Raw genomic sequence first — 24,103 nt, forward strand, 5'->3', positions numbered from 1 at the left:
TATTATGTTTCTGTCTGTACAACTGAGCTGTTATCCCCTCAAGGATGACTATAAACAACCCATCTGGGACCTCATCGCCCGGCTGGAAGAGACCGGCCTGCAAGTTGTCGCCGGTCGTATGAGCACCGAAATCTTCGGCGAGTACGACGAAGTTATGAAGGTACTCTCAGACGCCATGAGGTGGTCATTCGAGACCTACGGAAAGTCGGTTTTTGTTGCCAAGATTATGGAGGGTGATCGGAGGCCGAAGTAATTCAAGCCTGCGTAACCAGCATATCGCTGAACAATGCCAGGCAAAACCCTAACACCGCACCAAGTGGAGGCCCCCAGTGCTTGTCCAATCGGGACTGGGGCGCTATATCCTGAAAAATCAGGTACAGAATACCGCCAGATGCCACCAGCATGATGGTTCCCAGAACCACGGGCTGCTCAGACAGGAAGAAGTACCCAAGCAACCCTGCAACCGGCCCAGCCATTGCCAGTCCAGTCATGACTGCCAGGGTTTTCCTTGATGTATAACCCGGTTTGTCCAGAAATTCGCGGTAGGCGTTAAAGCCTTCCGGCAGGTTTTGCATAGCAATCAGCACAGCCATCAAGGGCGCAAGGCTTGGGTTAACGATGATCAGCCCACCCAAGGCGGCGGCTTCGGGCACGAAATCCAGCATCACCCCTATCAACTGCGGCGATTCCCGATGATGAACGCCCAGCATCCGCTCAATCCAGAAAAACAGCAGGCCACCGGCAATAATGGCGGGAATAGCCCAGAAAGAATCGCCAATGCTCGACTGCCCTTCCGGTATCAGCACAATGGTCACGGCACCCAGCAAAATGCCCCCGCCCAAGGCGATCAGAAAGTGCCGAAACTCCTGTTCCAGCCAGTTGGGACCGATGCGTTCAACCCTTGCCAGTAATCCGCCAAGTGGGATGCAGATACCGGCAAGAGCAGTCAGGCCAACGATGTAGGCAATGTCAGAAATCATCAAAATGCCTGAATTAATTAATCAGGAGCCTTCGGAAACCCCACCAATCTTATCCTGGGTTTTGTACTCAAAGTCGCTCGCATCGTGGCGCTCATGCAGCTGGGTTTCTGGCTCACCCCAAGCGCGATTCACCATACGCCCACGCTGCACAGCCGGGCGCTTTTTAATCTCCAGTGCCCAGCGCATCACATTGGTGTAGGTGTGCGCCTCAAGAAACTCTGCGGCATCGTATACGGCGTTAGTCACCAGGGCGCCGTACCAAGGCCAGGCTGCCATATCGGCAATGGTGTACTCATCGCCGGCAATATACTGGTTATTGGCCAACTGACGATCCAACACATCCAGCTGCCGCTTCACTTCCATGGTGTAGCGGTTAATGGGGTACTCGTACTTTTCAGGTGCATAGGCAAAGAAATGTCCAAAGCCACCACCCACAAAAGCCGCACTGCCCATCTGCCAGAACAACCAATTAAGCGTTTCGGTGCGCCCTTTGATATCCGATGGCAGGAACCGATCAAATTTTTCCGCCAGGTAAAGCAGTATGGAACCAGATTCAAATACGCGAACAGCAGGATCCTGAGACCGGTCCATCAGCGCGGGTATTTTGGAGTTGGGGTTCACATCCACAAACCCGCTGCCGAACTGCTCGCCCTCATTAATGCGGATGATCCAGGCATCGTACTCCGCTTCGTTAATACCCAGCTCCAGCAGCTCCTCCAGCATTATCGTAACTTTCACACCATTTGGCGTAGCCAGTGAATAAAGCTGAAAAGGATGCTTACCAACTGGCAGCTCTTTATCGTGAGTCGGGCCAGCAATGGGGCGGTTAATATTTGAAAAAGCGCCACCGCTTGCAGACTCCCATTTCCAGACTTTGGGCGGGACGTAGCTGGAATCGCTCATAATGACGGGCTCCTTGAACACTGTTTGTTTGCTAATGAATGTATTTTGCGCCGATTTCAGAACCTTAAACAGGCCCGTTTGTGATCTTCGACAAGTCCAGGTTCACATCAAAAATTTTGCCATGAACTTTTTCAACACCAAGCCCCTTGAGTCTTGCTGTGTGCTTTTCAAGATAAGCCTGAGCCGTTTCTTCTGTTTTAAAAAGGTAAATCCCGCCAGCATCATTTTCAGATGCGTTCTCTGTCCATATTTTCCAGATAAAGCCGGGCTCTTCAGTGATAGAAACAGCAAGATCTTTTAGCGCCTCAGCCATTTCTGCACCAAAAGGACCAGTAAAAGGAAAATCAACCTGTAATAACTTTGCCATCTGATAGAACTCCTGTTTTCGGCAGACGCTGCCATAATGCTTAATAAGACATGGAACGTTCTGCCAAGCCGGCCAGGACATTCCACTATAGAAGAAAACACTTCAACAACACGATACCAACCAAAAGGGAACCTGGCGTATGCCAATGATAGGCTGGATTTTTATACTCGCTGCCCTGGGCCTGATATTGGGCAGTCTGTTCATGCTTCGGGACTCAGCCAGCAAAATGCATATTCCGAAAGACAAGCTGGAGAAAATCCGTAAGCGCAAGGCAGAGCTTGAAGCCGAGGAAAAAAAAGACGATCAGTGGTAAGCCGCGTCTGTTCTCGCAGCCATGATGAAGTCATTCTTGTGCAGCCCACCGATTGAGTGGGTCCACCAACTTATTGTCGCCTTCCCATATTCCAGCAAGATAGCCGGATGATGATTCTCTCCCTCAGCCAGCTCGCCCACCATGTTGGTAAACGCCAGAGCCTGAGCGAAATTTTTGAATTTAAATGCCCGGCGCAATTGCTCTTCGCCATCGACGCTGAGGATTTCCCAATCCTGAACGCCTTTGTGCAGTGAGCGCTTCTCCTCATCGGTTACCTTGGGGGCGCTAGCATTACACGCCTCACAATGCTGTTCAGCCAGTCCACTCATGCATAACCTCCGAGCTGATATCCGAATTTCCTACCGCTATAGATAATACAAGATGGGTCCGCTCACTCATTTTATCAACCGGCGTCTTGAAATCAGCCTCTCTTCGGAATACTGTATATTTAAACAGTATTTCGGAAATATGCCATGAGCGAGCTTATTAATACGCTAATGCAGGACGCCCGTGTCTGGCAGGGACACAGGCACAACAAAACCACTCAACCGGCAGAACCGACCGGTTACCAGGCTCTGGATAACCAGCTTGGCGGACTTGGCTGGCCCCGTGGTGCTTTGAGCGAGTGCCTGCTGGACGCGCCCGGTATCGGTGAGCTGACCCTGTTAGTGCCTCTAATGCAGAGGCTTTCGCAAGATGGCAAAACCGTGTTCTGGCTGAACCCGCCACACACGCCCTATGCCCCGGCGCTGGCGAGAGAAGGCATCAACCTGGATCAGGTCATCATGATCCACACTGAAGACAAGGGCGATTTTCTATGGACTCTGGAAAACTGCCTGCGCTCCCCGGTTACCGGCCTGGTAATGGCTTGGCCCGGCAAACTGGCTGCCCGGGAAATCCGGCGCTTGCAGTTGGCGGCTGAGGCCGGAAGCAACGTTTGCGTGCTTTTTCGTGAGCGCCATTACGCCGAACAAAACTCCCCGGCTGCCTTGCGCCTTGAGCTGGAGCCTGACCATCAGCAGAGCCTGAAAGTGAATGTAGTGAAACGTCGCGGTAGCTGGCCGGGGCAACGCTGCTCGCTTGCCATAGCTCATCGGGCAAGTCTGTCCCACCATGAAACACCCCGAGTGGTTCAAGGCCCCTGGCCTACGGCGGCACGGTAACTTCCATGCTTTGGCTGCATTTACACTTTCCTCACCTGCTACTGGATCACATTCGCCGTTCCGGTGAAAACGTCGCTGCCCTGGCGATTGTGGAGGGCTCCGGGCAACAGGTAATACAGGCCTGCCCCGCTGCCCGGGATCTGGGCGTGAAAGCTGGCATGCGGCTAAAAACGGCCATTAGTCTTGCGCCAGATCTGGGAATAGTAAGAGCAGACCAGGCACAGGAAACCCGTATTCTGGAAGACCAGGCCCTTTGGGTGTACCGCTATGCGGCTCATATTGTTCTGGTTCCGCCTAACGGTTTGCTAGCTGAAATAGGCAGTCTGCAGCGATTGTACGGCGGCCTTCCGGCAGCTTGGCGAACAATAGAAGAAGTACTGCACGAGCGTCAGCTTACTGCCTGGATGGGCATTGGCCACACCCCCTTGGCTGCGGGCCTTATCGCACGCAACGGCATGGGTGAATGCACATCTGATACAGCCCAAATCCTCCGGACTCTAGGCAGAATACCCCTGCAAGCCGCGGAGTTTGATACGCGCACCAGCACACGCTTGAAACGGCTTGGTTTGAGCACCCTTGGTGAAGTCTTCGGTTTACCCCCGGCAGAGATGGCGCGGCGGCTATCCCCCGAAACCCTGGCGACTATCCAGAAAATTCAGGGGTCAAGAGCCGATCCTCAACCCCCTTGGCAACCATCACATCACTTCCGGCAACAAGCAGACTTTGTTCAGGATATTGAACGGTCACAGGGGCTGCTTTTCCCACTGCATCGCATGCTTTCTGAACTGGAAAAAGATCTGTGTTGGCGCCAGCAGGATACCGATTGCTTACTGCTAGTGCTTCAGCACAGAAACGGGGAACCTACGCACCTTCGCATTCGTACATCCGGCCCGGAACACCGCGCGGAGGCATTTTTGAGCCTCATCACCCTACGCTTTGAACAACAGCCGCTTAAAGCTCCGGTCGCATCGTTGCGCCTGACGGTTAAACGGTTTCTAGGCCGGGAAATGCACGGCGGGCAAGATTTGCTAGGCGAAAGCCAGGACCTGAATGAAGCTTGGCACACCCTGATAAGCCGCCTGCAAGCAAGGCTTGGGGAGAATGCACTTAAACAGCTGGCACCCACGGATGACCACCGGCCCGAGCGGGCATGGAGTACCTCAGACGTGCGACGATCAAACCGCGCAACCATAGCAGCGACAGGCCAACTGCCCCGTCGCCCTCTGTGGCTTCTGCAAGGCCCACAGCCGCTAACAGAAACCCCCAAAGCCTGGTTTACCGGCCCGGAACGGATTAGCGGGGGCTGGTGGGACGGCCAGCGAGTACACCGGGATTATTACATTGCCCAATTGAACAGCGGACAACTGGCCTGGGTATTCCGGGATATGCGGGAAGGCTGGTTTATACACGGATGGTTTGGCTGATGGGCGAATCTTCTTATGCCGAACTGTTCTGCTTCAGTAACTTCACCTTCCTGACTGGAGCCTCTCATCCCCATGAGCTTGCGGAGCGCGCCGCAGAGCTTGGGTATACAGCACTGGCCATTACCGATGCCTGCTCGGTTGCGGGCATCCCCCGAGCCTGGGCAGCACTGAAAGAAAGCCCGGTTAAACTGATTACCGGGAGCTGGTTTGAGCTGGCCGACAGCCCACCCGATGCCAGCACACCCCGATTTATTCTTCTGGCCCGCACTCGCAAAGGCTATGGCCAGCTCTGCCAGTTTATAACCACCGGTCGGCGCCGGGCAGAAAAAGGCCAATATCAGCTTTTTCATAGTGATGCGGAAACCCATGCCCTGGATGACTGCCTGTGCCTGTGGTTACCGCCCTCACCGGCTGAAGCCGATGCAGATCAAGCGCTGGCCTGCGGCGAATGGTTGCTCCGGCTGTTTGAGCACCGCCTCTGGATTGCCGCCGCCCGCACCCTTGAGTCCGGTGAAGAGCAACAACTGGCCCGGGTTCGCTGGCTTTGCGAGCATTTGCGCTGCCCGGTAACCGCCACCGGCGCAGTGCACATGCACAGCCGGCAACGCCAGCCATTGCAAGATGTCTTAACTGCCCTGCGTAACCACACCAGCCTGGAAAACGCCGGCCACTGCCTGTTTCAGAACGGTGAACGATACTTGCGCCCTCTACCGGTTCTGCAACGGTTGTTTCCCGAAGCCTGGCTGAAAGAATCTTTACACATTGCTCAACAGTGCACCTTTGAGCCCGGCAGCCTGCGTTACGAATACCCTCCTGATCTCGTACCCAAGGGGGACACCCCGGCCGCCTATCTGAAGCGCTTGACCCAGGAAGGTGAACGGCGACGCTACCCGGCAGGCACACCACTGTCTGTTCAGGCCCTGATACGCAAAGAACTGGGGCTGATTTCTGAGATGAAGTACGAACACTACTTCCTCACCATCCACGACATAGTTGCCTTCGCCCGCAGCCGGGGCATTCTGTGCCAGGGCCGTGGCTCCGCTGCCAACTCCGCCGTGTGCTATTGCCTGGGCATTACCGAAGTAAACCCGGCCCAGGTCGACCTGCTGTTTGAACGTTTCATTTCCAAAGACAGAAACGAGCCGCCGGACATCGACGTGGACTTTGAACACGAATGCCGGGAAGAAGTGATTCAGTACATCTACCAACGCTACAGCCGGGAGCGGGCTGCACTGGCCGCAACCGTTATCCGCTACCGCCCAAAGAGCGCTATTCGCGACGTTGGCAAAGCCCTGGGGTTTGACCCTGCACTGGTGGAACAACTACTGGAAGGCATCGACTGGCGTGACAAAGCCACCAACTGGCGTCAGCAGATTCTCGACAAGCGCCTGACCCGCAACCCGAAAGTGGCAGACCAGTTCTTTGCTCTGGTAAACACCCTGCTCGGCTTCCCCCGGCACCTTTCCCAACACGTGGGGGGGTTCGTTATCAGTTCGGGCCCGCTGAGCGAACTGGTGCCGGTAGAAAATGCCGCCATGGCAGACCGCACCGTTATCCAGTGGGACAAAGACGACCTTGAAAGCCTGGGCCTGATGAAAGTAGACGTGCTCGCACTGGGCATGCTGACCGCCATCCGCAAAGCCCTGGAGCTGATCAGCCAGCAGAAAGGCCAGCCCTTTCGCATGCAGGACATTCCCCAGGAAGACCCGGCCACCTACAACATGCTGCAAAAAGGCGACAGCATCGGCGTATTCCAGGTGGAATCCCGCGCCCAGATCAACATGCTGCCCAGGCTCAAACCCGAAACCTTCTACGACCTGGTCATCGAAGTGGCCATCGTCCGCCCCGGCCCCATCCAGGGTGACATGGTGCACCCATACCTGCGCCGCAAGCACGGGCTTGAGCCGGTGGACTATCCCAACGACGCCATCCGTGGCGTACTGGAACGCACTTTAGGCGTGCCCATTTTCCAGGAACAAGTCATCAAGCTGGCCATGGTGGCCGCCGGATTCACCGCTGGCGAAGCCGACCAACTCCGCCGCGCCATGGCCGCCTGGAAATCCCACGGCGACATGACCCCCTTCCGGGAAAAACTCATCAACGGCATGCTGGCACGGGGCCACAATGCGGACTTTGCCGAGCGCCTATACCTGCAAATCTGCGGCTTCGGCGGCTACGGCTTCCCGGAATCCCACGCAGCCAGCTTCGCCCTGCTCGTTTACGTTTCCGCCTGGATAAAACGCCACTACCCAGCCGCCTTCTACTGCGCCCTACTCAACAGCCAGCCCATGGGATTCTACTCCCCATCGCAACTGCTACAGGACGCCAAACGCCACAACGTAGTGACACTACCTCCAGACATCAACAACAGCCAGTGGAACCACACTCTGGAAGGCCCGGACCTTCAACTACGCCTGGGCCTGAGAATCATCCAGGGATTCCCAGCCAGTGCCGCCGAGCGCCTACACCAAAACCGTCCCGAAACCGGCTACCGATCCTCCGCCGAATTACGCCGCCTGGCAGGCCTCAACCAGCGCGAAATGGAACTCCTCGCCGGCGCCAACGCCATGCCCGCCTTCGCGGCTAACCGCCACCAGGCCTACTGGCAACTCTTGGGCCACGAAAAGCCCTCAGAGCTCTTCGCTGCGGCAGAAGAAGACGAACACTACGAACTGGAAACCTGCAGCCAACTACCAGAACCCACCGAAGGCCAGAACGTCCTCGCCGACTACGCCAGCCAGGGCCTGACCCTCCAACGCCACCCACTGGCCCTGCTCCGGGAACAAGGCCACCTACAGTTCTGCCTAAGCGCCGAACAACTAAAAACCACCAAAGCCGGCATCCCGGTACAGGTAGCCGGCCTGGTAACCGGCCGCCAACGCCCCGGCTCCGCCTCCGGCGTTACCTTCGTTACCCTGGAAGACGAAACCGGCAACGTGAACGTAGTCGTCTGGCTGGAAACCGCCCGCCGGCAGCGCAAGCCGTTACTCACCGCACGGTTGTTACACGTAAAAGGCATTCTGGAAAGAGAGGGGGAGATTGTTCACGTAATGGCGGGGAAACTCTCGGACCTGAGCCACCTCATTCAGGCCCTTCCGGTTAACTCACGGGATTTTCACTAAGCTTGTGTTGCCAACGCTGAATTAAAGGGAAATATCACCGGAGTTCATAGAGTCGGTGCGGGGCCGATTTTCAGGAATGTCGGAGGCCATGGACGGCCGGAGACAAGCGCACAGGGATGTGCTCGTAGCGGTTCCTGAAAATCGGCCCCGTGCCGGCTCATACTCCCAAAGTCACGCCCCTAAAAGCAGAAAACCCCACACAAAGGCGGGGTTTTCTGTAAAGCACTACAAGAGCAACAATCAGCTAAGCAGCTTGATCATCACACCCGCAGCAACAGCAGAACCGATAACACCAGCAACGTTCGGCCCCATAGCGTGCATCAGCAGGAAGTTCTGCGGATTCGCCTCAAGACCAACCTTGTTGGAAACCCGCGCCGCCATCGGCACCGCAGATACACCGGCAGAACCAATCAACGGGTTGATCGGATCCTTACTGAACTTGTTCATCAGCTTGGCCATGAGAACACCACACGCTGTGCCCACACCAAACGCTACGATACCCAGCCCCAGAATACCCAGAGTCTGGCCATCCAGGAACTTGTCTGCCATCAGCTTCGAGCCAACAGACAAACCCAGGAAGATCGTCGTGATGTTGATCAGGGCATTCTGCGCGGTATCGCTCAGACGCTCCACCACACCACATTCGCGCATCAGGTTACCGAAGCAGAACATACCCAGCAGAGGCGCAGCATCTGGCAAGAACAGAACCACAGCGATCAGAACAACCAGCGGGAAAACAATCTTTTCACGCTTGCTGACAGGGCGCAGCTGGGACATCTTGATAGCCCGCTCTTTTTCAGTCGTCAGAGCTTTCATGATCGGCGGCTGAATCATTGGGACCATCGCCATGTACGCGTACGCAGAGACAGCAATTGCACCCAGCAGATGCGGAGCCAGGACACTGGAAACGTAGATCGACGTAGGACCATCAGCGCCACCAATGATACCGATAGCAGCGGCTTCCAGAATGGTAAAGTCCAGAATACCAAGCCAGTCAAGCAATGCGGCACCCAAAACCGTTCCGAAGATACCGAACTGGGCTGCGGCGCCCAACAGCATGGTTTTCGGGTTCGCCAGCAGCGGACCGAAATCCGTCATTGCGCCAACACCCATGAAAATCACCAGAGGACCAATGGTGCTGCCGATAACCACAGAATAGAAGTTATACAGCATGCCGTTACCGTAGCCGGCATCCTGAGCAACCGCATTAACTGCTGCCATTTCGGAATAGCTGGCTTCTTTCACGGCTACCTTGAAGGCTTCTTTCAGCTCAGGCGTAATCGCCTGACCAGCCTGATAGGCAACATCCAAAGGCGCCGCAAGCGCAGCCAAAAGCTCACCTTTACCGCCATTCAAAGCGAAATGGATTGCATTTTCCGCCGCAGTCAGAGCAAGCCCTGCCTCCGGAATATTCGCCAGAATACCGCCGAACCCGATAGGCACCAGCAACAATGGCTCAAACCCCTTGCGAATCGCAAGGAACAGAAGAAGCAGGCCAACGGCGATCATGATCACCTGACCAAACTCTATATTGAACAGGCCACTACCTGTCCATAACGTCATTAACTTATCCATGGAATGCTGGCCCTTTATGCGATTGTCAGCATTTCATCATCAGGGGAGACGGCATCACCGACCTTGATGAAGACTTCGCCGACAGTGCCGGCTTTTGGTGCACGAATCTCGGTTTCCATTTTCATGGCCTCGAGAATAATCAGCACATCGCCTTCTTCAACGGCATCACCTGGTGAAACCAGCACCTTGAAGATGTTGCCTCCCAGAGGTGCGATAACAGGCTCACCTTCGCCGGCAGCTGGAGCTGGCGCAGCAGACGCCGCAGGAGCAGATGCAGCACCGCCCTCGCCCTGAATCTGAGTGATTTCACCACCTTCAGTAACGGCAACCACGAACTTTTTACCGTTAACATCAACGGTGTAAGTTTCCGGGCCGCTGGCCTTCTTGGCCGGAAGCGCGTCTTCAGCTGTCGGCACTGGCTCAAAGGCATCCGGGTTGTTACGGTTTTCCAGGAACTTCAGTCCAATCTGCGGGAACAGAGCATAAGTCAGAACATCATCAACGGTGTTATCCGCCAGCTTGATGCCCTTCTCGCCCGCCAGCTTTTTCAGCTCGTCGGTCAGTTTGTCCATTTCCGGCTCAATATTGTCAGCCGGACGGCAAGTAATAGCCTCCTTACCTTCCAGAACCCGTTCCTGCAGCTCTTTGTTGAATGGCGCTGGCGCAGAACCATACTCACCTTTCAGGATTGCAGAGGTTTCCTTGGAAATAGACTTGTAACGCTCGCCGGTCAGAACGTTCAGAACAGCCTGAGTACCAACAATCTGCGACGTTGGCGTTACCAGCGGGATGAAACCAAGGTCTTCGCGAACCTTGGGGATTTCAGCCAGCACTTCGTCAAAACGATGCGCAGCATTCTGTTCTTTGAGCTGGCCTTCCATGTTGGTCAACATGCCACCCGGTACCTGAGCAATCAGGATGCGGGAATCGGTACCACGGAGACTGCCTTCAAATTTCGCATACTTCTTGCGAACTTCACGGAAGTAGCTGGCAATTTCTTCCAGCAGCACCAGGTCCAGCCCGGTGTCGCGCTCGGTGCCTTCAAGAATGGCAACAACCGCCTCAGTGGGCGAATGGCCGTAGGTCATACTCATTGAAGAGATGGCCGTATCCACGTTATCAATACCGGCTTCTGCTGCTTTAATAGCTGTCGCGGTAGACATGCCAGTGGTCGCGTGGCACTGCATGTGAATCGGGATATCCAGCTCTTTCTTCAGGCGGCTAACCAGATCAAAAGCCACATAAGGCTTGAGAATACCGGCCATGTCCTTGATCGCGATGGAATCGGCGCCCATGTCAGCAACTTCTTTCGCCAGCTCTACCCACATCTCGATGGTGTGCACCGGGCTGGTGGTATAAGAAATGGTGCCCTGCGCGTGCTTGCCGGTTTTCTTGACGGCCTTGATGGCGGTTGCCAGGTTGCGGGGATCGTTCATCGCATCAAAAATGCGGAATACATCAATGCCGTTTTCGGAAGCACGATCAACGAAACGCTCTACCACGTCATCCGCATAATGCCGATATCCCAGCAGGTTCTGGCCACGGAGCAGCATTTGCTGAGGCGTGTTGGGCATTACTTTTTTCAGTTCCCGAATACGCTCCCAGGGATCTTCCCCCAAGTAACGAATGCAGGAGTCGAAGGTAGCTCCACCCCAGGATTCCAGAGACCAGAAACCGACTTTGTCGAGTTTCTCGGCAATGGGCAGCATATCGTCAAGCCGCATACGGGTGGCAAGCAGGGACTGGTGGGCGTCGCGTAGTATAACGTCCGTAATCCCCAGCGGTTTCTTTGTGTCAGTCATCGTGTCAGCCTTCTGTTTAAAGGTTCTATCTAATCGGTTACCGGCTCACTTCTTGTGGCGCGACCGGAATTTGGCAATCGCCTGTTTAATCGCCTCTGCTGTATCAGGATCAACTGAAACAGGTGCCTTTGGCTTGGCACGGGGCTTTTTGGCCGGGGTTACCGGCTCAGGCGGTGCAAACCGGATAAGCAGTTTGGACATAAGCATGGTCGCGAACACCAGAATAATCAGGAACACGAACACAAAGCCCATACCCGCAACCATCAGATCGACGGCTTGTGACATCAGGTCATCCATATTGAATAGCTACCTGTGATTTATTTGTGGATTTTTCCGGGGAACCGAAGCGCCTAAAGCTTGAGCTTTAAGGGGCACCGGAATAAACCGGGAGGCAAAATCCTGCGTAATTTACCGGTTTCGGACGCGCTGAGCAACCAAATCGAAAATGGCTATACGAACTTTCCGAGCGTTTTGCCACCTCCCCAACCCACAGGGAAAGCCCACGGCAACGCTCTCTCAGACCATCCGGACTCTTAGCTTGCGACCCTTTATTTTCCCATCTTCAAGGCGCTTAAGTGCACGTTTGGCCTGTCCTGCCTCTACAGCGACGAAACACTGAAACTCAAACAGATCAATCTTTCCCACGGATTTACCATCCAGGCCGGCCTCTCCGGTAAGTGCACCAAGCACATCTCCCGGGCGGAGCTTTTCCTTGCGGCCAGCGGCGATACAAAGAGTTTTCATGGCAGGGGCAACCGGCTCGACTGGCACTGAAAGCAGAATCTCGGTGTCCCCCCAGGTAACCGGGCGCCCCCGTTCACTCTCAAGACGATTAATCTTATGACCTTGCGCCGGGCTGCATAGCGTAACCGCCAGCCCTGCTTCACCTGCACGCCCCGTGCGCCCTACCCGATGAGTGTGCACTTCCGGGTCCCGCGCGGGCTCGGCATTAATCACCAATGGCAACGCCTTGATATCCAGACCCCGTGCTGCAACGTCTGTTGCCACCAGAACCTGGCAACTCTGGTTAGCAAAACGCACCAATACGCTGTCGCGCTCACGCTGCTCAAGATCTCCGTGCAACGCCAACGCCGAGAAGCCCTGAGCGCCAAGCTCTGCCGCCAGTTCGTCGCACTGCTGCTTCATGGAACAGAACACCAGACAGGACGCAGGCTGATGCTCAGACAACAGGCTCACTATGGCTCGAGTACGCTCCGGGGCTGGAATTTCGTAAAACAGCTCTCGGATGTCGGTATTGATGCTTTGCGACTCCGCCCGCACATCCACCGGCTCCCGCTGAAACCCTGCGCTGAGCTTACGGATCGAATCCGGCCAGGTAGCTGAAAACATCAGCGTTTGGCGTTGCTTGGGCGTGTAACTCAAAATTTCTTCCATGGCGGGCTGGAATCCCATATCGAGCATCCGGTCGGCCTCGTCCAGAACCAGGGTCGTGAGACGCTTCAGGTCCAGGGTTCCTTTGCGCAGATGGTCGGCGATTCGCCCGGGTGTACCTACAACGATATGAGCACCGTGGGCCAGAGAGCCAATTTGTGGGCCAATGGATACGCCGCCACAGAGGGTTAGAATTTTTACGTTTTCCTGTGCCCGCGCCATTTCCCGCAGGGCCTTCGCTACCTGATCTGCCAGCTCGCGGGTGGGACACAGCACCAGGCCCTGAACCGCAAACAGTTTCGGCTTGAGGCCTTCAATCAGGCCGATACCGAAAGCGGCGGTTTTACCACTGCCGGTCTGCGCCATGGCGATCACATCCCGTCCCGCCAGGCAATGAGGCAAGGCTCTTGCCTGAATGTCCGTAGGTTGTGAAAAACCCAACTGGGCGAGATTGGCCTGCATCGCTGCAGACAGATCAAGATCTTTAAAGGAAGGCATACAAGAAAATCCCGGAATCAGCGGTTGCTGGTTAAGAAGGTAAGCACGAGGGCGTATACTAGCGCCATAGAATACCAGAATTCATGACCAATTAACGGAGTTATCCCATGGCGTCCCTGCAGGATCAGCTATTGAAAGCGGGCCTGGCCGATCAGAAAAAGGCCAAAGCTATTCGCAATGAAAAACATAAGCAGCGCAAACAGCAGCCAAAAGGTGCAGTGCAGGTCAATGAGACCGAGATCCGTGCTCGCCAGGCCCGTGAGGAAAAAGCCGAGCGCGACCGTCAGCTGAACCTTAAACGCCAACAGGAAGTCGAGAAGAAAGCCGTCCAGGCCCAAATTCGCCAGCTGGTGGAGACCAACCGACTGGACCGCAGCCGGGGTGAAACCTCATACCAGTTTGTTCACGATAAAAAGATCAAAAAAATGTATGTCGACGACACCATGGCCGATCAACTCTCCCGGGGCCGCTTGGCCATCGTGGCAGTAAATGATCAGTATGAGATTGTCGCTGAAGGTGTGGCGCGCAAAATTATCGAGCGTGATGCCCAGGCAGTAGTCGTACTCCACGACCGCAAGAAAGACGATGTGGGTGACGATGATCCATACGCAGGCTATGAAATTCCCGACGACCTGATGTGGTAAAGGTTGTTCCCGGAAGTGCACAGCCCTGCCTGCATGAGCTATTCGTCAGGCCATCAACGCCTGACGAATAGTTCGCACGGCGGCAACCGATTCGGGGTTATCGCCATGAACACACAGGGTATCCGCTTCCAGAGTAAGCGGTTTCCCGCTAATCGTCTGGATAACCCCCCCTTCGGCAATCGCTTTTGCCTGGCTCAGAATAACGTCCGAATCGTGATGCACGGCTCCCGCAATGCTGCGAGGAACAATGTAGCCGTTTTCGTCGTATGCACGATCCGCGAAGGCTTCCAGTAATAGCTCAACGCCATACTCCGCACACAACACCTTTAACGGCTCATTGTCAGCAGTTGTCATCGCCATGAGTGCAAGCTTGCCAGTAGTCTGACCAAGCGCTCCAAGAATTGCCCTGAGCACCGCTTCATTCCGCATCATGTCGTTATAGAGTGCACCATGGGGTTTAACGTAGCTGAGCTTGGCACCCTGCGCTGCCGCTATCTGGCCCAAAGCGCCCACTTGGTAAAGCACCATGGCGTGGATTTCTTCCGGGCTACATACCATAGGGCGACGGCCAAAACCCTGAAGGTCCGGGTAAGCAGGATGAGCGCCCAGAGCCACATTATGTTGCAACGCCAAGCGAACGGTGTTGTGCATGACCAAGGGGTCACCGGCATGAAAGCCGCAGGCAATGTTTGCCTGGTCAATATAGGGCATAACCTGCTCATCCAGCCCCATCGTCCAGGCACCAAAACTCTCACCAATATCGCAATTCAACAACATGCTTGTATCCAGTCATCCTTAAAAAACAAACTATTGAGCCTAACAATAGCCTGAAAAAGGAACTCATGGGAGATCTTCGGGTCGTATGCCCGCCAGTTATAAAGTTATAAACAAGGAGCGATGATGCTATCGGTTAGTTTAGGCCCGCTAAGCCTGTCTTTGGGGCATGTTCTGTTGCTTGGCGCTTTCGTGCTTGCGCTGGTTGTTGGCGCTATCAGCGGGCGAAAACATGGCGTGCCTATCGCCGGAACCCTATCTGATATTTTTCTGGCCTCCATGGTTGCGGCGCGAGTCGGCTTTGTAATCCAGTACTTCGAGTACTATCAGGATAACCTGTGGGGCATCGTCGATATTCGGGATGGCGGCTTTCATATTGTCGCCGGCGTGCTCGGCGCCATTGCGCTGACTGCCTGGAAACTCTGGCGACACGCCAGTATCCGCAAACCATTATCGATTGCTGTAGCAACCGGCATGCTAACCTGGGGCTCCATATCCCTGCTGGTCACATTGGTAGAAAGCAGTTCCAGAAGCATGCCCCAAAGTAGTTTCAGCCTGATGGACGGCACGCCGGTAACGCTTCAGGAAATGGCCAAAGGCAAGCCCATTGTGGTCAACCTGTGGGCAACCTGGTGCCCACCCTGCATCCGGGAGATGCCCGTACTTGAACAAGCCCAGCAGGAAAACCCGGACATTACCTTTGTGTTTGTAAATCAGGGCGAATACCCTGAAACCATTACTCAGTTCATGGGCCAGCACAAACTCTCGCTGAACAATGTCCTGACTGACACCGGCGCCAGCCTTGGCCGCACAACAGGGAGCCAGGCTTTACCAACAACCCTCTTCTACGATGCTGACGGCAAGCAGGTAAATGCCCACTTGGGCGAGCTGTCGAAAGCATCCCTTGCTCACAATCTCCGAAGCTTTAGCGCGGACTGAACCTGACCTGGAGACCGACTATGCGCTTGTTAAATTTCTCTAAGAAGCGATCTCTGCTTGCAACGGCGCTGATCACCAGTGGGCTGTTAAGCCTTCCTGTGCTGGCGCAAGAGAAACTTCCTGACCCGGTTCAGCTTCTGGTTGACCGTGGCGTTACTATCGAGGCGACCTTTGAAGGCCCCGGAGGCATAACCGGTTATGTTGGCAGCATGCAGGGTGGCCCAGTTGCGTTTTATTTAACGCCAGACAAGGAACACGTAATCGTAGGCAACATGCTGGATAGTAGCGGCGAGAACCTGACGGCTCCGAAAATACAGGAATTGGTGCTGGGGCCTCAGAACGAGAAAGCCTGGGGTGAGATTGAGAAAGCCAATTGGGTGCGTGATGGCAATGCCGATGCACCGATTATTGTCTATACCTTTACCGACCCTAACTGTCCGTTCTGCCACAGATTCCGTCAAGCCGCGGAGCCCTGGATTGATGCGGGCAAGGTGCAACTCCGGCATGTAATGGTGGGCATACTGGCACAGGACAGCCTGCCCAAGGCCGCGACAATCCTGGGCTCAGACAACCCCGGTGAAGCTCTGAAGGAAAACCAGAAAAATCATGCTCAGGGTGGCGTTAAAGTAGATCGCAACATCGTCAGTGCGCATGCGAAAAAAATCAGACAGAACAACCGACTGATGTCTGACTTGGGGCTGAGTGCTACACCAAGCACCTACTACAAGGGAGCTGATGGCTCCATCCAGATGAAACAGGGTGCGCCGCGCTCCGATGAAATGGAAGCCATCATGGGCAGCCCGAAACCCTGATCCATGCAGAGATTCTGGCCCAGCGTTGCTGGGCCGTTACCCTCACAAGTATCAGGCCATACCCTCTACCACACGCACCCGTACCGGCAATCCCTGCCGAACAGATGCACCGCTGACGTTTTCCAGCCAGGTCGCTGTGCCGTCTTTGCGGGTGGGGTCCGAGAAGCCCAGATCGTTAATGTTCACACCCGCTGCAAGGTAGGGATTCCCGGCGCGCTCTTCACCATCAATGATATGGCTCGCAGCACCCAGTTCGCGATGCCCGTAGCCATGCTCAATGCCGAGTGCGCCTTCGTGCACGTTATCCCCCACCAACGCCAGCGCGAGAACCTTGCCTCCAGGGCTTTCAATACTGATGGTATCTCCGTGACTCACACCGAACTTCTCAGCATCGTTGCGGTGCAAAAGCACCGGGTTATAAGGCTTGATCATGCGCAGGCGCTCAAGGCCAATGGCGTAGGAGTTCATCAGGTTCGATTTGAACGAGAAAGCCAGCAATGGCCATTCGTTCTCGGGGTAGTGGTCTCTTAACAGAGAGCCATCCCAGAACCTTGGCGCATGGTGCGTTGGTGTCCCCACCAGTCGCTTTCCACTGTAGCTGTCAATTGCCGTGCCCACAGCCTCGTTGTAAACGCACAAGGGGCGCTTCCAGGCATGGCCGAGCTTATCCTTGTCATAGGCGCTCTCCATGGTTTCAAAACGACCACCGCGGGAGTACAGGTGAGCCACAGGGCCAACTTCATCCCCGGCTACCGTGTCTTTGATTCGACCCAGCAATGGCTCAATGCCACTGGCGTGGATGTCTTCGTCACTGGCCACCGGTAAAGGCGTTCCAGCCATGGCAATATTGGCCGCCGCGCGCAGATAAAAATCCTCGGCGCGGTTCAGACCGTGCATCTGGCCATCTGCCCCTTTGATGGAATTATCACCAAAACCCGGCAACTCAAGGCGCTTACCCAGCTCAATAAAGAAGTTATCCATGCATACAGGCTCACCCGCAGCGGTTTTAGCCTGCCGAGGCTCAACAACTGGCCAGCAAGCCGTGGTCATCCTGGTCAGCGTGCCACTCCAGGCACCGGTAAAGCCCCAAACCTCATACATAACCGAATCCGGCACTATGTAGTCTGCAAAACGGTTGGTCTCGTTAATGAAGCCGTCTACCGCCACATACAAACCAATATTCTTCGGGTCCTTCAGCCTTTCTTCCAACAAGGAGGTCAAGCCGGCCTGGCCATACATGGGGTTAGCCATAACCCCTATCATTGCTTTGATCTTGTACGGATACCCTTCCAGACCAGAGAGCAGGTGCTCAGTGAGAACCGGCGGGGCCAATGAGCGCCAGGGAGCTGTCGCCGGATATGGAGATTCACCCGCGGCCACCCGGCGCTTGTATTCACTGGTCTTTTCATAGGGGAACCGGGATCGCGACAGGAACACGCCTTTGGGCCCGACTTTCCCGGGGAAATCTTCAAGGTTGTAGCGAGGGCCAGCACCAACACCATTAAAGCTTCCGCCACCTTTGGCCACCCCACCCTTCTGGTTAAAGCTGCCAACCAGCAGGTTCAGCATATTGATGCTGTATGAGGCATAGAAGCCAGAGCCCGACATCATTCCACCATGGGTGTCTGCTGCCGCCATACGCCCAAAGCTTGTGAAGCGCTTGGCGAGATTGCGTATAACATCAGGCTCAATGCCACAGAACTCTGCGTATTCTTCGATACTGTATCGCATGGCCTCCTGGCGTAGTTTAAACAATGAACTACGCACCGTTACCGGGCCAGCGCTCGTTTCCACAGTGCGCTCAACGAACATTTGGCCGCGCGCAGCTACTTCAGAGCTTTCCAGGTTGCCCGCCATGTTCACCACAACAGGGTGATCATCGTCGGCACCTGCCTGTGCCTGGCCGATGTCACTCAGGCGCAGGAAGTAACCGGCACGGGGGTGGTTGTCGTCGTCAATCACCAAGTGCGTTGCGTTGGTGTGGCCAGGCTCGCCTGCTTTACTGGCCGCCATATTGCCGGGGAGTTCCAGATAATCTTTGGCATAGGCTTCATTCACCAGCATCCAGCGAATCAATGCCATGGCAAAGGCAGTATCGGTGCCCGGCAGGATCGACACCCAACGGTTACGGTCACTGGCGGAATGGGATGCAGCCGCAGTCAGTGCAGGGTCAACCAGTACATACTCCATGTTGCCTGTCGTACGGGCTTGCGCCAGCAAGCGGCCCTGACGCTTGAACGGATTACCCGCCTGGCTGGGCGCGGTTCCGATAAACAAGGCAAACTTTACGTTGGCGTAGTCAGGCTTCACGTGAGCGTTCTTCGCCAGATCATTCATCAGAGCGCCAGAACCCATACGGAATGCCAAACCACAGTAGGCTCCGTGATGCCCGTAGTTGCGAGTCCCGAAGGCGTTGAAGGCGAAGCGCTTGAGAAGTGCTGACCGGCCGTAATCCGTTGCCTCCATCATCAGAAGCTGATTCGACTTGGGGCCATACTCCGGGTTTTCCGGGTCCAGCGGGGTTTTTACATCGCGGATAGAGCGCAGACCTTCAACCTCGCCCTCTCCAAAAAGGTTGCCGCCAGCCACAATTTCGTCCAGCAACTGCTCAAAGGGAATGGTCTCCCACTGATTGCCACCACGGGGGCCGGTGCGCTTGAGGCACTTCAGTACACGCTGGTCGCTGGTCAGCTGAGACATGGCCGCATTACCGCGGGCGCAGGCGGTAGAACGGTTAAGCTGGCCTTGATCCTGAAAATTGCTCATTCGCTGAAAAGCTTCCAGCACCGGGGTCTGCTCATCAAGATGCTCATCAGAGGACAACGGGTGGTATGGGTTACCAGACACCCGCAATACCTTTTCCTCATTGTTATCGATGCGCACCCGCACGCCGCACTGGGTAGTGCAGCCGTAGCAGACGGTAAAGGCGATGCGCTGGTCCGGGTTCAGTGTTACCTGGCCGGTTTTTGGATCAACCGAATATTCAGGCGCCAGGCTGTTGCCGTGGAGCCGATCCGCTGTGGCCACACCAGAAGTACCGTTTACCAGACCTTTGCCCATTTTTTCCAGCGGGCCGTAGTAGCCCGCCGCGAAAGTTGCAGCACCGCCGGCAGCGGCTGCACCTTTCAGGAAATTACGACGATTCTTGTCCATTATTTTGCTCCGAAGACGTGAATCAGTGGCTGCTCGCCTGGAGGCTTTTCTTCCAGGGCACCAGAATGTCAATAATCAGCAGTGCGGCCAGCCAGAGCCCGAAGGTTCCGATAATGCCCATCAACCCGCTGGAACCAGCCTCAATGGCATAGTGGTAGTAGCCCGCCGTGTTTTTGGCCACGGTCTGCACTTCCATCAGCACCATCCAGCGAAACGTCCAGCCGATGTGCACGGCCAACAAGCCTGCTATCCAGGAGCGCCCTATCCAGCCGGGGCGCCGCAGCATAGCGATGGCACTGAGCGTAAGAGCAATACCCACCAACAAGCCGTAGATCGCGACTGCGCGCCACTCAGGGTTTCTCTGTAGCGATGCAAAGGCCTGCTCAACCGAGGGGCTAAAGCCGGTAATACCTTCAGAAATCCAAAGCGCCGCGACCAGGGCAGAGAGAATCATGGTTACAACGATCACTTTAAGACTCTGCTCGTTAACCTCCTGATCGTTACCAGTCATCAGGCGGTTAATCAGAATCACCAATCCCGCCGCTGCGACCAATCCTGTCAGCACGAACATGACTGGAAGCCAGTGGGTATTCCAGAGAGGGCGGGCTTTAACGATCGCCACTTCCGCACCGGTATAGACCATGATGCCAACAGACAGGGCGAGCGCACCAAGCCCCGCAACTACCAGCATCCAGCGAGGCGCACACCACTGGCCCAAGCTGACCCAGCCCGAGAGCTTAGCTATCCACCCTTCCCCTTGAGCCTGTACCTGCATAGCCGGCCGCCATGCGAGCCATGCATAGGCCACAACCAGTATGAGATACACGGGTAGCAACAAGCTGCCTATGGACATCCACGACCAGGGTGTGAGGTTCGCGTAGAAATGCCAAAACCGCAGCGGCTGATGCAGGTCCGCCAACAAAGCTACAGGGCCTACGAGAGTGCAACTCACAGTGACCAACAGGGCCACTTTCGCCAGCGACTCATAATTCTTCTTACCGAACAGCAAACCCGGCACCGTCAACAACAGCGCCGAGTATGAGATCGCAATCAGGAAAAAGTACTGGACTGCCCATGGGTACCAGGCAATGCCATAACGAGGTGCCAGAACCTCAATGACCGCTGAATTCATAGCCAATCTCCTCACCTTGTTGGTCACGCACATCCCAGATTGCGGGCTTGGCGTCTGGCCGGGATACGAACCGCTCGTCCATGCCCAAATAGAACACGTGTGGGGCTGTGCCCATTTCCGGCTTGAGCACCATCAACTCGTTGTAGTGCTCTTTCATCATGCGGCTGATCTGGCTGTTGGGGTCGCGTATGTCGCCGATAATACGGGCGCCGCCCACACAGGATTCCACACACGCTGGCAGAAGACCCACATCCAGGCGGTGAGCACAGAAGGTGCACTTGTCAGCGGTTTGGGTGTACTCATTGATAAACCGGGCGTCGTATGGGCAAGCCTGAACGCAGTAGGCACAGCCCACACAAGCCTCGTTGTCGACGACAACAATGCCGTCCTTGCGCTGAAAGGTTGCCTGTACAGGGCACACGGGAACACACGGCGGATTTTCACAGTGATTGCACAAGCGCGGCAGCATGAAGGTGGCAGTGTTGCCCGTTTCTTCGTGCTCCACTTCATATTGCGAGACGATGGTGCGGAAGCTACCGAGAGGCGCCTCGTTTTCAATATGGCAGGAAACCGTACAAGCCTGGCACCCAATGCACGCCCTCAGATCGATCAGCATCGCATAGCGCTTCTCCGGATCTCCCTCTCGGCGCGCAGGCTGGTCGTTAATTCCAGCAGCGGCAATGCTGCTGAGGGGCACAAGCGCTGCTCCAGCGGTCAATTTGGCAATCTGCCCTAACAGAGCGCGGCGAATTTTATCCATGAGATCTCCATCCATTAGCACTGGACGCGGATTAATAAGGTAACTAACGAAAGTCTAGCAAGGGCGGAATGGAGGAACTTGACGGTGGTCAATTGGGAGTTGTTGAGCTGTAGGGGTATTCCCATAGGTGGGAATGATTGCGGGGGCACAACGCAAAACGCCTCAGGCTGTGTGGTACACAAACTGAGGCGCTTTGATTTTAATATGGCGCGGCTGGGAGGATTCGAACCTCCGACCGCTCGGTTCGTAGCCGAGTACTCTATCCAGCTGAGCTACAGCCGCCAATAATCTTTAATCTTGTTCTCGGGATAAGACAGGATCTTTCCGAGAGGGTCTTACAAAAAGTGGCGCGGCTGGGAGGATTCGAACCTCCGACCGCTCGGTTCGTAGCCGAGTACTCTATCCAGCTGAGCTACAGCCGCGCATTGATCACTTTAGTTGGTTGAATGCAACTTCAACCTGTTCCGCTTTTCTTATAAAAAGAAAATGGCGGAGAGGGAGGGATTCGAACCCTCGGTACGATTGCTCGTACGGTTCCTTAGCAGGGAACTGGTTTCAGCCACTCACCCACCTCTCCTTCAGAACGGGGCGTATACTACCATAATTTTTCTGTTTTCATAGGCTTGACAAGACTTTTTTAAACCTCGTTTTACCCGAAAACGAAAAAGCCGTCAGAATTTAGCCCTGACGGCTTCTTTTTACTTCTCAGCTATTGCCCGGCTCCGGCTCATCCACGCCCTTTTCGGACTGAATACGCTGATAGATTTCTTCACGGTGCACAGCAACTTCCTTCGGGGCATTTACACCAATCCGCACCTGATTTCCTTTAACCCCAAGCACAGTAACGGTGACATCATCACCAACCATTAATGTTTCGCCAACACGGCGAGTTAAAATCAACATATCCTTTACTCCCTATCCTGAGCTACCTGTTCCGACAAGTAATGTTTTAGTTAGTTCGACTTTTATAGTGAGAACACGGGCTAACCATAAGACGCACATTCCCTTATACGGACACACGCGAGCACAAGGTCAGAAAATGAATCTCTTTTATAGGGTTTCTTCCACCCCAGGCTTATCCAACTCAAACGCACTGTGAAGCGCACGCACAGCAAGCTCAAGGTATTTCTCATCAATCACAACAGAAATCTTGATTTCCGATGTGGAGATCATCTGAATATTGATCCCTTCATTCGACAGTGCCTCAAACATTTGAGTTGCTACACCTGCATGGGAACGCATGCCAACACCAACAATACTGACCTTCGCGATCTTGGTATCGCCGCTGACACCACGGGCACCCAATTCATCCGACACACGCTGAAGGACGTCTTTAGCACGCTTGAAATCATTGCGATGAACGGTAAACGTGAAAGCTGTGCGGTTATCCTCGCCAACGTTTTGAACAATCATGTCCACGCCAATATTGGCTTCGCTTACCGGCTTCAGAATACGCAGCGCACTGCCCGGGGTATCAGGCACTCCAGAGATAGTGACTTTGGCTTCATCACGATTAAAAGCGATGCCGGAGACGACCGGTTGTTCCATGGCGTTGTTATCCTCAAAAGTAATCAGGGTGCCTTCACCTTCCTCGAAGCTGGAAAGAACCCTTAACGGAACGTTGTATTTCCCTGCAAATTCTACAGCGCGAATCTGGAGAACCTTGGATCCCAGGCTCGCCATTTCCATCATTTCTTCAAATGTAATCTGTTTCAGCCGACGGGCGCTGTCTACCACTCGTGGGTCCGTTGTATAAACGCCATCCACATCGGTATAAATCTGACACTCATCCGCCTTCAGAGTAGCCGCCAGAGCCACCGCAGTGGTATCTGACCCACCTCTGCCCAAGGTAGTTATATTGCCTTCTTCATCAACACCCTGGAACCCGGCAACAACTACAACACGGCCCGCGTCCAGATCTGCGCGTATACGCTGCTCGTCGATCTGTTTTATGCGGGCCTTGGTGTGCATGCTGTCCGTCAGAATACGGACCTGCGAACCTGTATAAGAGCGAGCATCAAAGCCTCGCTTTTGCAGCGCCATGGAGAGAAGTGACATGGTTACCTGCTCCCCCGTAGAAATCAGCACATCCATTTCACGAGGCTCAGGATCTTCCATAATATCGCTGGCCAACCCAATTAACCGGTTGGTTTCGCCGCTCATGGCAGAAACTACAACAACCACGTCATGCCCCGCGTTGCGGAAGCCAATTACTTTTTCAGCCACTGCCTCTATGCGCTCGGTTGTACCCACCGAGGTGCCACCAAATTTCTGAACAAACAGAGCCATTGTCTTTCCAATATCCGAATCGAGGCCTATGGCAGGGCGGAGCACCCTGCCCGTCAATAAA

General features: G+C 54.9%; 22 protein-coding genes and 3 tRNA genes. 8 read left to right on the plus strand and 17 right to left on the minus strand.

The window, feature by feature from the left end; genetic code table 11:
• Nucleotides 1-4: 4 nt before the first annotated feature.
• Nucleotides 5-253 carry a YkoF family thiamine/hydroxymethylpyrimidine-binding protein gene (locus RKA07_RS08560; protein WP_200204346.1) on the plus strand — a complete coding sequence of 83 codons (249 nt, stop codon included), beginning with the start codon at nt 5-7 and terminating at the stop codon, nt 251-253.
• A gap of 1 nt (nt 254) precedes the next feature.
• Here RKA07_RS08560 and RKA07_RS08565 read toward each other — a convergent pair whose 3' ends face one another.
• The 3 genes from RKA07_RS08565 to RKA07_RS08575 all read right to left on the minus strand — a co-directional run bounded on the left by RKA07_RS08565 (nt 255) and on the right by RKA07_RS08575 (nt 2,250).
• A complete protein-coding gene (locus tag RKA07_RS08565) occupies nt 255-980 on the minus strand; it encodes a ZIP family metal transporter (RefSeq protein ID WP_310966116.1) in 726 nt (241 codons plus the stop codon).
• 21 nt (nt 981-1,001) lie between these two features.
• Nucleotides 1,002-1,883, minus strand: coding sequence for a glutathione-dependent disulfide-bond oxidoreductase (gene yghU, locus RKA07_RS08570; protein ID WP_310966117.1), 882 nt, complete (start codon nt 1,881-1,883; stop codon nt 1,002-1,004).
• A 64-nt stretch (nt 1,884-1,947) separates the two neighbouring features.
• A complete protein-coding gene (locus tag RKA07_RS08575) occupies nt 1,948-2,250 on the minus strand; it encodes a monooxygenase (protein WP_200204341.1) in 303 nt (100 codons plus the stop codon).
• Nucleotides 2,251-2,395: 145 nt separating this feature from the next.
• On the opposite strand from RKA07_RS08575, the gene RKA07_RS08580 reads away from it, so the two are divergent.
• Nucleotides 2,396-2,563, plus strand: coding sequence for a DUF2897 family protein (locus RKA07_RS08580; protein WP_265092138.1), 168 nt, complete (start codon nt 2,396-2,398; stop codon nt 2,561-2,563).
• Here RKA07_RS08580 and RKA07_RS08585 read toward each other — a convergent pair.
• Complete coding sequence (locus RKA07_RS08585; RefSeq protein ID WP_200204335.1) at nt 2,554-2,892, minus strand: 4a-hydroxytetrahydrobiopterin dehydratase; 339 nt, start codon at nt 2,890-2,892, stop codon at nt 2,554-2,556. The genes RKA07_RS08580 and RKA07_RS08585 overlap by 10 nt on opposite strands.
• A 144-nt stretch (nt 2,893-3,036) precedes the next feature.
• On the opposite strand from RKA07_RS08585, the gene imuA reads away from it, so the two are divergent.
• The 3 genes from imuA to RKA07_RS08600 are packed head-to-tail and all read left to right on the plus strand — an operon-like array spanning nt 3,037 to nt 8,272.
• The gene (gene imuA / locus RKA07_RS08590; RefSeq protein WP_200204333.1) at nt 3,037-3,726 is read left to right on the plus strand and encodes a translesion DNA synthesis-associated protein ImuA; all 690 of its coding nucleotides are present in this window, start codon (nt 3,037-3,039) and stop codon (nt 3,724-3,726) included.
• A gap of 5 nt (nt 3,727-3,731) precedes the next feature.
• Entirely contained in the window at nt 3,732-5,150 is a 1,419-nt protein-coding gene (locus RKA07_RS08595) for a Y-family DNA polymerase (protein ID WP_310966118.1), read from the plus strand.
• Nucleotides 5,150-8,272 carry an error-prone DNA polymerase gene (locus RKA07_RS08600; protein WP_200204329.1) on the plus strand — a complete coding sequence of 1,041 codons (3,123 nt, stop codon included), beginning with the start codon at nt 5,150-5,152 and terminating at the stop codon, nt 8,270-8,272. The genes RKA07_RS08595 and RKA07_RS08600 overlap by 1 nt, the downstream gene beginning before the upstream one ends.
• A 240-nt stretch (nt 8,273-8,512) precedes the next feature.
• Here RKA07_RS08600 and RKA07_RS08605 read toward each other — a convergent pair whose 3' ends face one another.
• The 4 genes from RKA07_RS08605 to dbpA all read right to left on the minus strand — a co-directional run bounded on the left by RKA07_RS08605 (nt 8,513) and on the right by dbpA (nt 13,539).
• Nucleotides 8,513-9,847, minus strand: a complete 1,335-nt coding sequence (locus RKA07_RS08605; RefSeq protein ID WP_227715361.1) for a sodium ion-translocating decarboxylase subunit beta — start codon at nt 9,845-9,847, stop codon at nt 8,513-8,515.
• A gap of 14 nt (nt 9,848-9,861) precedes the next feature.
• Nucleotides 9,862-11,649, minus strand: a complete 1,788-nt coding sequence (gene oadA, locus RKA07_RS08610; protein ID WP_200204325.1) for a sodium-extruding oxaloacetate decarboxylase subunit alpha — start codon at nt 11,647-11,649, stop codon at nt 9,862-9,864.
• Between the two features lie 45 nt (nt 11,650-11,694).
• Nucleotides 11,695-11,946 carry an OadG family protein gene (locus RKA07_RS08615; protein WP_200204323.1) on the minus strand — a complete coding sequence of 84 codons (252 nt, stop codon included), beginning with the start codon at nt 11,944-11,946 and terminating at the stop codon, nt 11,695-11,697.
• 219 nt (nt 11,947-12,165) lie between these two features.
• Nucleotides 12,166-13,539, minus strand: a complete 1,374-nt coding sequence (gene dbpA, locus RKA07_RS08620) for an ATP-dependent RNA helicase DbpA (RefSeq protein WP_310966119.1) — start codon at nt 13,537-13,539, stop codon at nt 12,166-12,168.
• Nucleotides 13,540-13,646: 107 nt separating this feature from the next.
• On the opposite strand from dbpA, the gene RKA07_RS08625 reads away from it, so the two are divergent.
• Nucleotides 13,647-14,183, plus strand: coding sequence for a DUF2058 domain-containing protein (locus RKA07_RS08625; protein WP_310966120.1), 537 nt, complete (start codon nt 13,647-13,649; stop codon nt 14,181-14,183).
• 45 nt (nt 14,184-14,228) lie between these two features.
• On the opposite strand, the gene RKA07_RS08630 is transcribed toward RKA07_RS08625, so the two are convergent.
• Nucleotides 14,229-14,960, minus strand: coding sequence for a 5-oxoprolinase subunit PxpA (locus tag RKA07_RS08630; protein ID WP_310966121.1), 732 nt, complete (start codon nt 14,958-14,960; stop codon nt 14,229-14,231).
• A 123-nt stretch (nt 14,961-15,083) separates the two neighbouring features.
• Here RKA07_RS08630 and RKA07_RS08635 point away from each other — a divergent pair, with 123 nt between their 5' ends.
• Both RKA07_RS08635 and dsbG read left to right on the plus strand, forming a co-directional pair.
• Entirely contained in the window at nt 15,084-15,896 is an 813-nt protein-coding gene (locus RKA07_RS08635; RefSeq protein ID WP_310966122.1) for a TlpA disulfide reductase family protein, read from the plus strand.
• Between the two features lie 20 nt (nt 15,897-15,916).
• Complete coding sequence (gene dsbG / locus RKA07_RS08640) at nt 15,917-16,708, plus strand: thiol:disulfide interchange protein DsbG (protein WP_200204313.1); 792 nt, start codon at nt 15,917-15,919, stop codon at nt 16,706-16,708.
• A gap of 51 nt (nt 16,709-16,759) precedes the next feature.
• Here dsbG and RKA07_RS08645 read toward each other — a convergent pair whose 3' ends face one another.
• The 8 genes from RKA07_RS08645 to RKA07_RS08680 form a co-directional block, all read right to left on the minus strand.
• Nucleotides 16,760-19,861, minus strand: coding sequence for a molybdopterin dinucleotide binding domain-containing protein (locus RKA07_RS08645; protein WP_200371050.1), 3,102 nt, complete (start codon nt 19,859-19,861; stop codon nt 16,760-16,762).
• Between the two features lie 22 nt (nt 19,862-19,883).
• Entirely contained in the window at nt 19,884-20,993 is a 1,110-nt protein-coding gene (gene nrfD / locus RKA07_RS08650; RefSeq protein WP_200371048.1) for an NrfD/PsrC family molybdoenzyme membrane anchor subunit, read from the minus strand.
• On the minus strand, nt 20,974-21,753 hold the full coding sequence (dsrO, locus tag RKA07_RS08655) for a sulfate reduction electron transfer complex DsrMKJOP subunit DsrO (RefSeq protein ID WP_200204307.1): 780 nt from the start codon (nt 21,751-21,753) through the stop codon (nt 20,974-20,976). The genes nrfD and dsrO overlap by 20 nt, the downstream gene beginning before the upstream one ends.
• 205 nt (nt 21,754-21,958) lie before the next feature.
• Nucleotides 21,959-22,035: transfer RNA gene (locus RKA07_RS08660), tRNA-Arg, on the minus strand.
• 63 nt (nt 22,036-22,098) lie between these two features.
• Nucleotides 22,099-22,175: transfer RNA gene (locus tag RKA07_RS08665), tRNA-Arg, on the minus strand.
• A gap of 65 nt (nt 22,176-22,240) precedes the next feature.
• Nucleotides 22,241-22,330, minus strand: a tRNA-Ser gene (locus RKA07_RS08670).
• A gap of 128 nt (nt 22,331-22,458) precedes the next feature.
• Nucleotides 22,459-22,656, minus strand: a complete 198-nt coding sequence (csrA, locus tag RKA07_RS08675; RefSeq protein ID WP_144780424.1) for a carbon storage regulator CsrA — start codon at nt 22,654-22,656, stop codon at nt 22,459-22,461.
• A 147-nt stretch (nt 22,657-22,803) separates the two neighbouring features.
• Nucleotides 22,804-24,042, minus strand: a complete 1,239-nt coding sequence (locus RKA07_RS08680; protein WP_200204305.1) for an aspartate kinase — start codon at nt 24,040-24,042, stop codon at nt 22,804-22,806.
• Nucleotides 24,043-24,103 lie beyond the last annotated feature (61 nt).

It is taken from the genome of Marinobacter xiaoshiensis (assembly GCF_031631795.1).
GTDB classification, from domain to species: domain Bacteria; phylum Pseudomonadota; class Gammaproteobacteria; order Pseudomonadales; family Oleiphilaceae; genus Marinobacter; species Marinobacter xiaoshiensis.

What these genes read in the sequence shown, in the direction of transcription:
- RKA07_RS08595 (WP_310966118.1), top strand. Translation starts at nt 3,732, where the DNA reads ATGCTTTGGCTGCATTTACACTTTCCTCACCTGCTACTGGATCACATT.
- RKA07_RS08630 (WP_310966121.1), bottom strand. Translation starts at nt 14,960, where the DNA reads ATGTTGTTGAATTGCGATATTGGTGAGAGTTTTGGTGCCTGGACGATG.
- yghU (WP_310966117.1), bottom strand. Translation starts at nt 1,883, where the DNA reads ATGAGCGATTCCAGCTACGTCCCGCCCAAAGTCTGGAAATGGGAGTCT.
- RKA07_RS08680 (WP_200204305.1), bottom strand. Translation starts at nt 24,042, where the DNA reads ATGGCTCTGTTTGTTCAGAAATTTGGTGGCACCTCGGTGGGTACAACC.
- nrfD (WP_200371048.1), bottom strand. Translation starts at nt 20,993, where the DNA reads ATGAATTCAGCGGTCATTGAGGTTCTGGCACCTCGTTATGGCATTGCC.
- RKA07_RS08585 (WP_200204335.1), bottom strand. Translation starts at nt 2,892, where the DNA reads ATGAGTGGACTGGCTGAACAGCATTGTGAGGCGTGTAATGCTAGCGCC.
- RKA07_RS08580 (WP_265092138.1), top strand. Translation starts at nt 2,396, where the DNA reads ATGATAGGCTGGATTTTTATACTCGCTGCCCTGGGCCTGATATTGGGC.
- dsrO (WP_200204307.1), bottom strand. Translation starts at nt 21,753, where the DNA reads ATGGATAAAATTCGCCGCGCTCTGTTAGGGCAGATTGCCAAATTGACC.
- oadA (WP_200204325.1), bottom strand. Translation starts at nt 11,649, where the DNA reads ATGACTGACACAAAGAAACCGCTGGGGATTACGGACGTTATACTACGC.
- RKA07_RS08625 (WP_310966120.1), top strand. Translation starts at nt 13,647, where the DNA reads ATGGCGTCCCTGCAGGATCAGCTATTGAAAGCGGGCCTGGCCGATCAG.
- RKA07_RS08575 (WP_200204341.1), bottom strand. Translation starts at nt 2,250, where the DNA reads ATGGCAAAGTTATTACAGGTTGATTTTCCTTTTACTGGTCCTTTTGGT.
- dbpA (WP_310966119.1), bottom strand. Translation starts at nt 13,539, where the DNA reads ATGCCTTCCTTTAAAGATCTTGATCTGTCTGCAGCGATGCAGGCCAAT.
- csrA (WP_144780424.1), bottom strand. Translation starts at nt 22,656, where the DNA reads ATGTTGATTTTAACTCGCCGTGTTGGCGAAACATTAATGGTTGGTGAT.
- RKA07_RS08615 (WP_200204323.1), bottom strand. Translation starts at nt 11,946, where the DNA reads ATGGATGACCTGATGTCACAAGCCGTCGATCTGATGGTTGCGGGTATG.
- RKA07_RS08560 (WP_200204346.1), top strand. Translation starts at nt 5, where the DNA reads ATGTTTCTGTCTGTACAACTGAGCTGTTATCCCCTCAAGGATGACTAT.
- RKA07_RS08600 (WP_200204329.1), top strand. Translation starts at nt 5,150, where the DNA reads ATGGGCGAATCTTCTTATGCCGAACTGTTCTGCTTCAGTAACTTCACC.
- RKA07_RS08645 (WP_200371050.1), bottom strand. Translation starts at nt 19,861, where the DNA reads ATGGACAAGAATCGTCGTAATTTCCTGAAAGGTGCAGCCGCTGCCGGC.
- RKA07_RS08635 (WP_310966122.1), top strand. Translation starts at nt 15,084, where the DNA reads ATGCTATCGGTTAGTTTAGGCCCGCTAAGCCTGTCTTTGGGGCATGTT.
- RKA07_RS08565 (WP_310966116.1), bottom strand. Translation starts at nt 980, where the DNA reads ATGATTTCTGACATTGCCTACATCGTTGGCCTGACTGCTCTTGCCGGT.
- RKA07_RS08605 (WP_227715361.1), bottom strand. Translation starts at nt 9,847, where the DNA reads ATGGATAAGTTAATGACGTTATGGACAGGTAGTGGCCTGTTCAATATA.
- dsbG (WP_200204313.1), top strand. Translation starts at nt 15,917, where the DNA reads ATGCGCTTGTTAAATTTCTCTAAGAAGCGATCTCTGCTTGCAACGGCG.
- imuA (WP_200204333.1), top strand. Translation starts at nt 3,037, where the DNA reads ATGAGCGAGCTTATTAATACGCTAATGCAGGACGCCCGTGTCTGGCAG.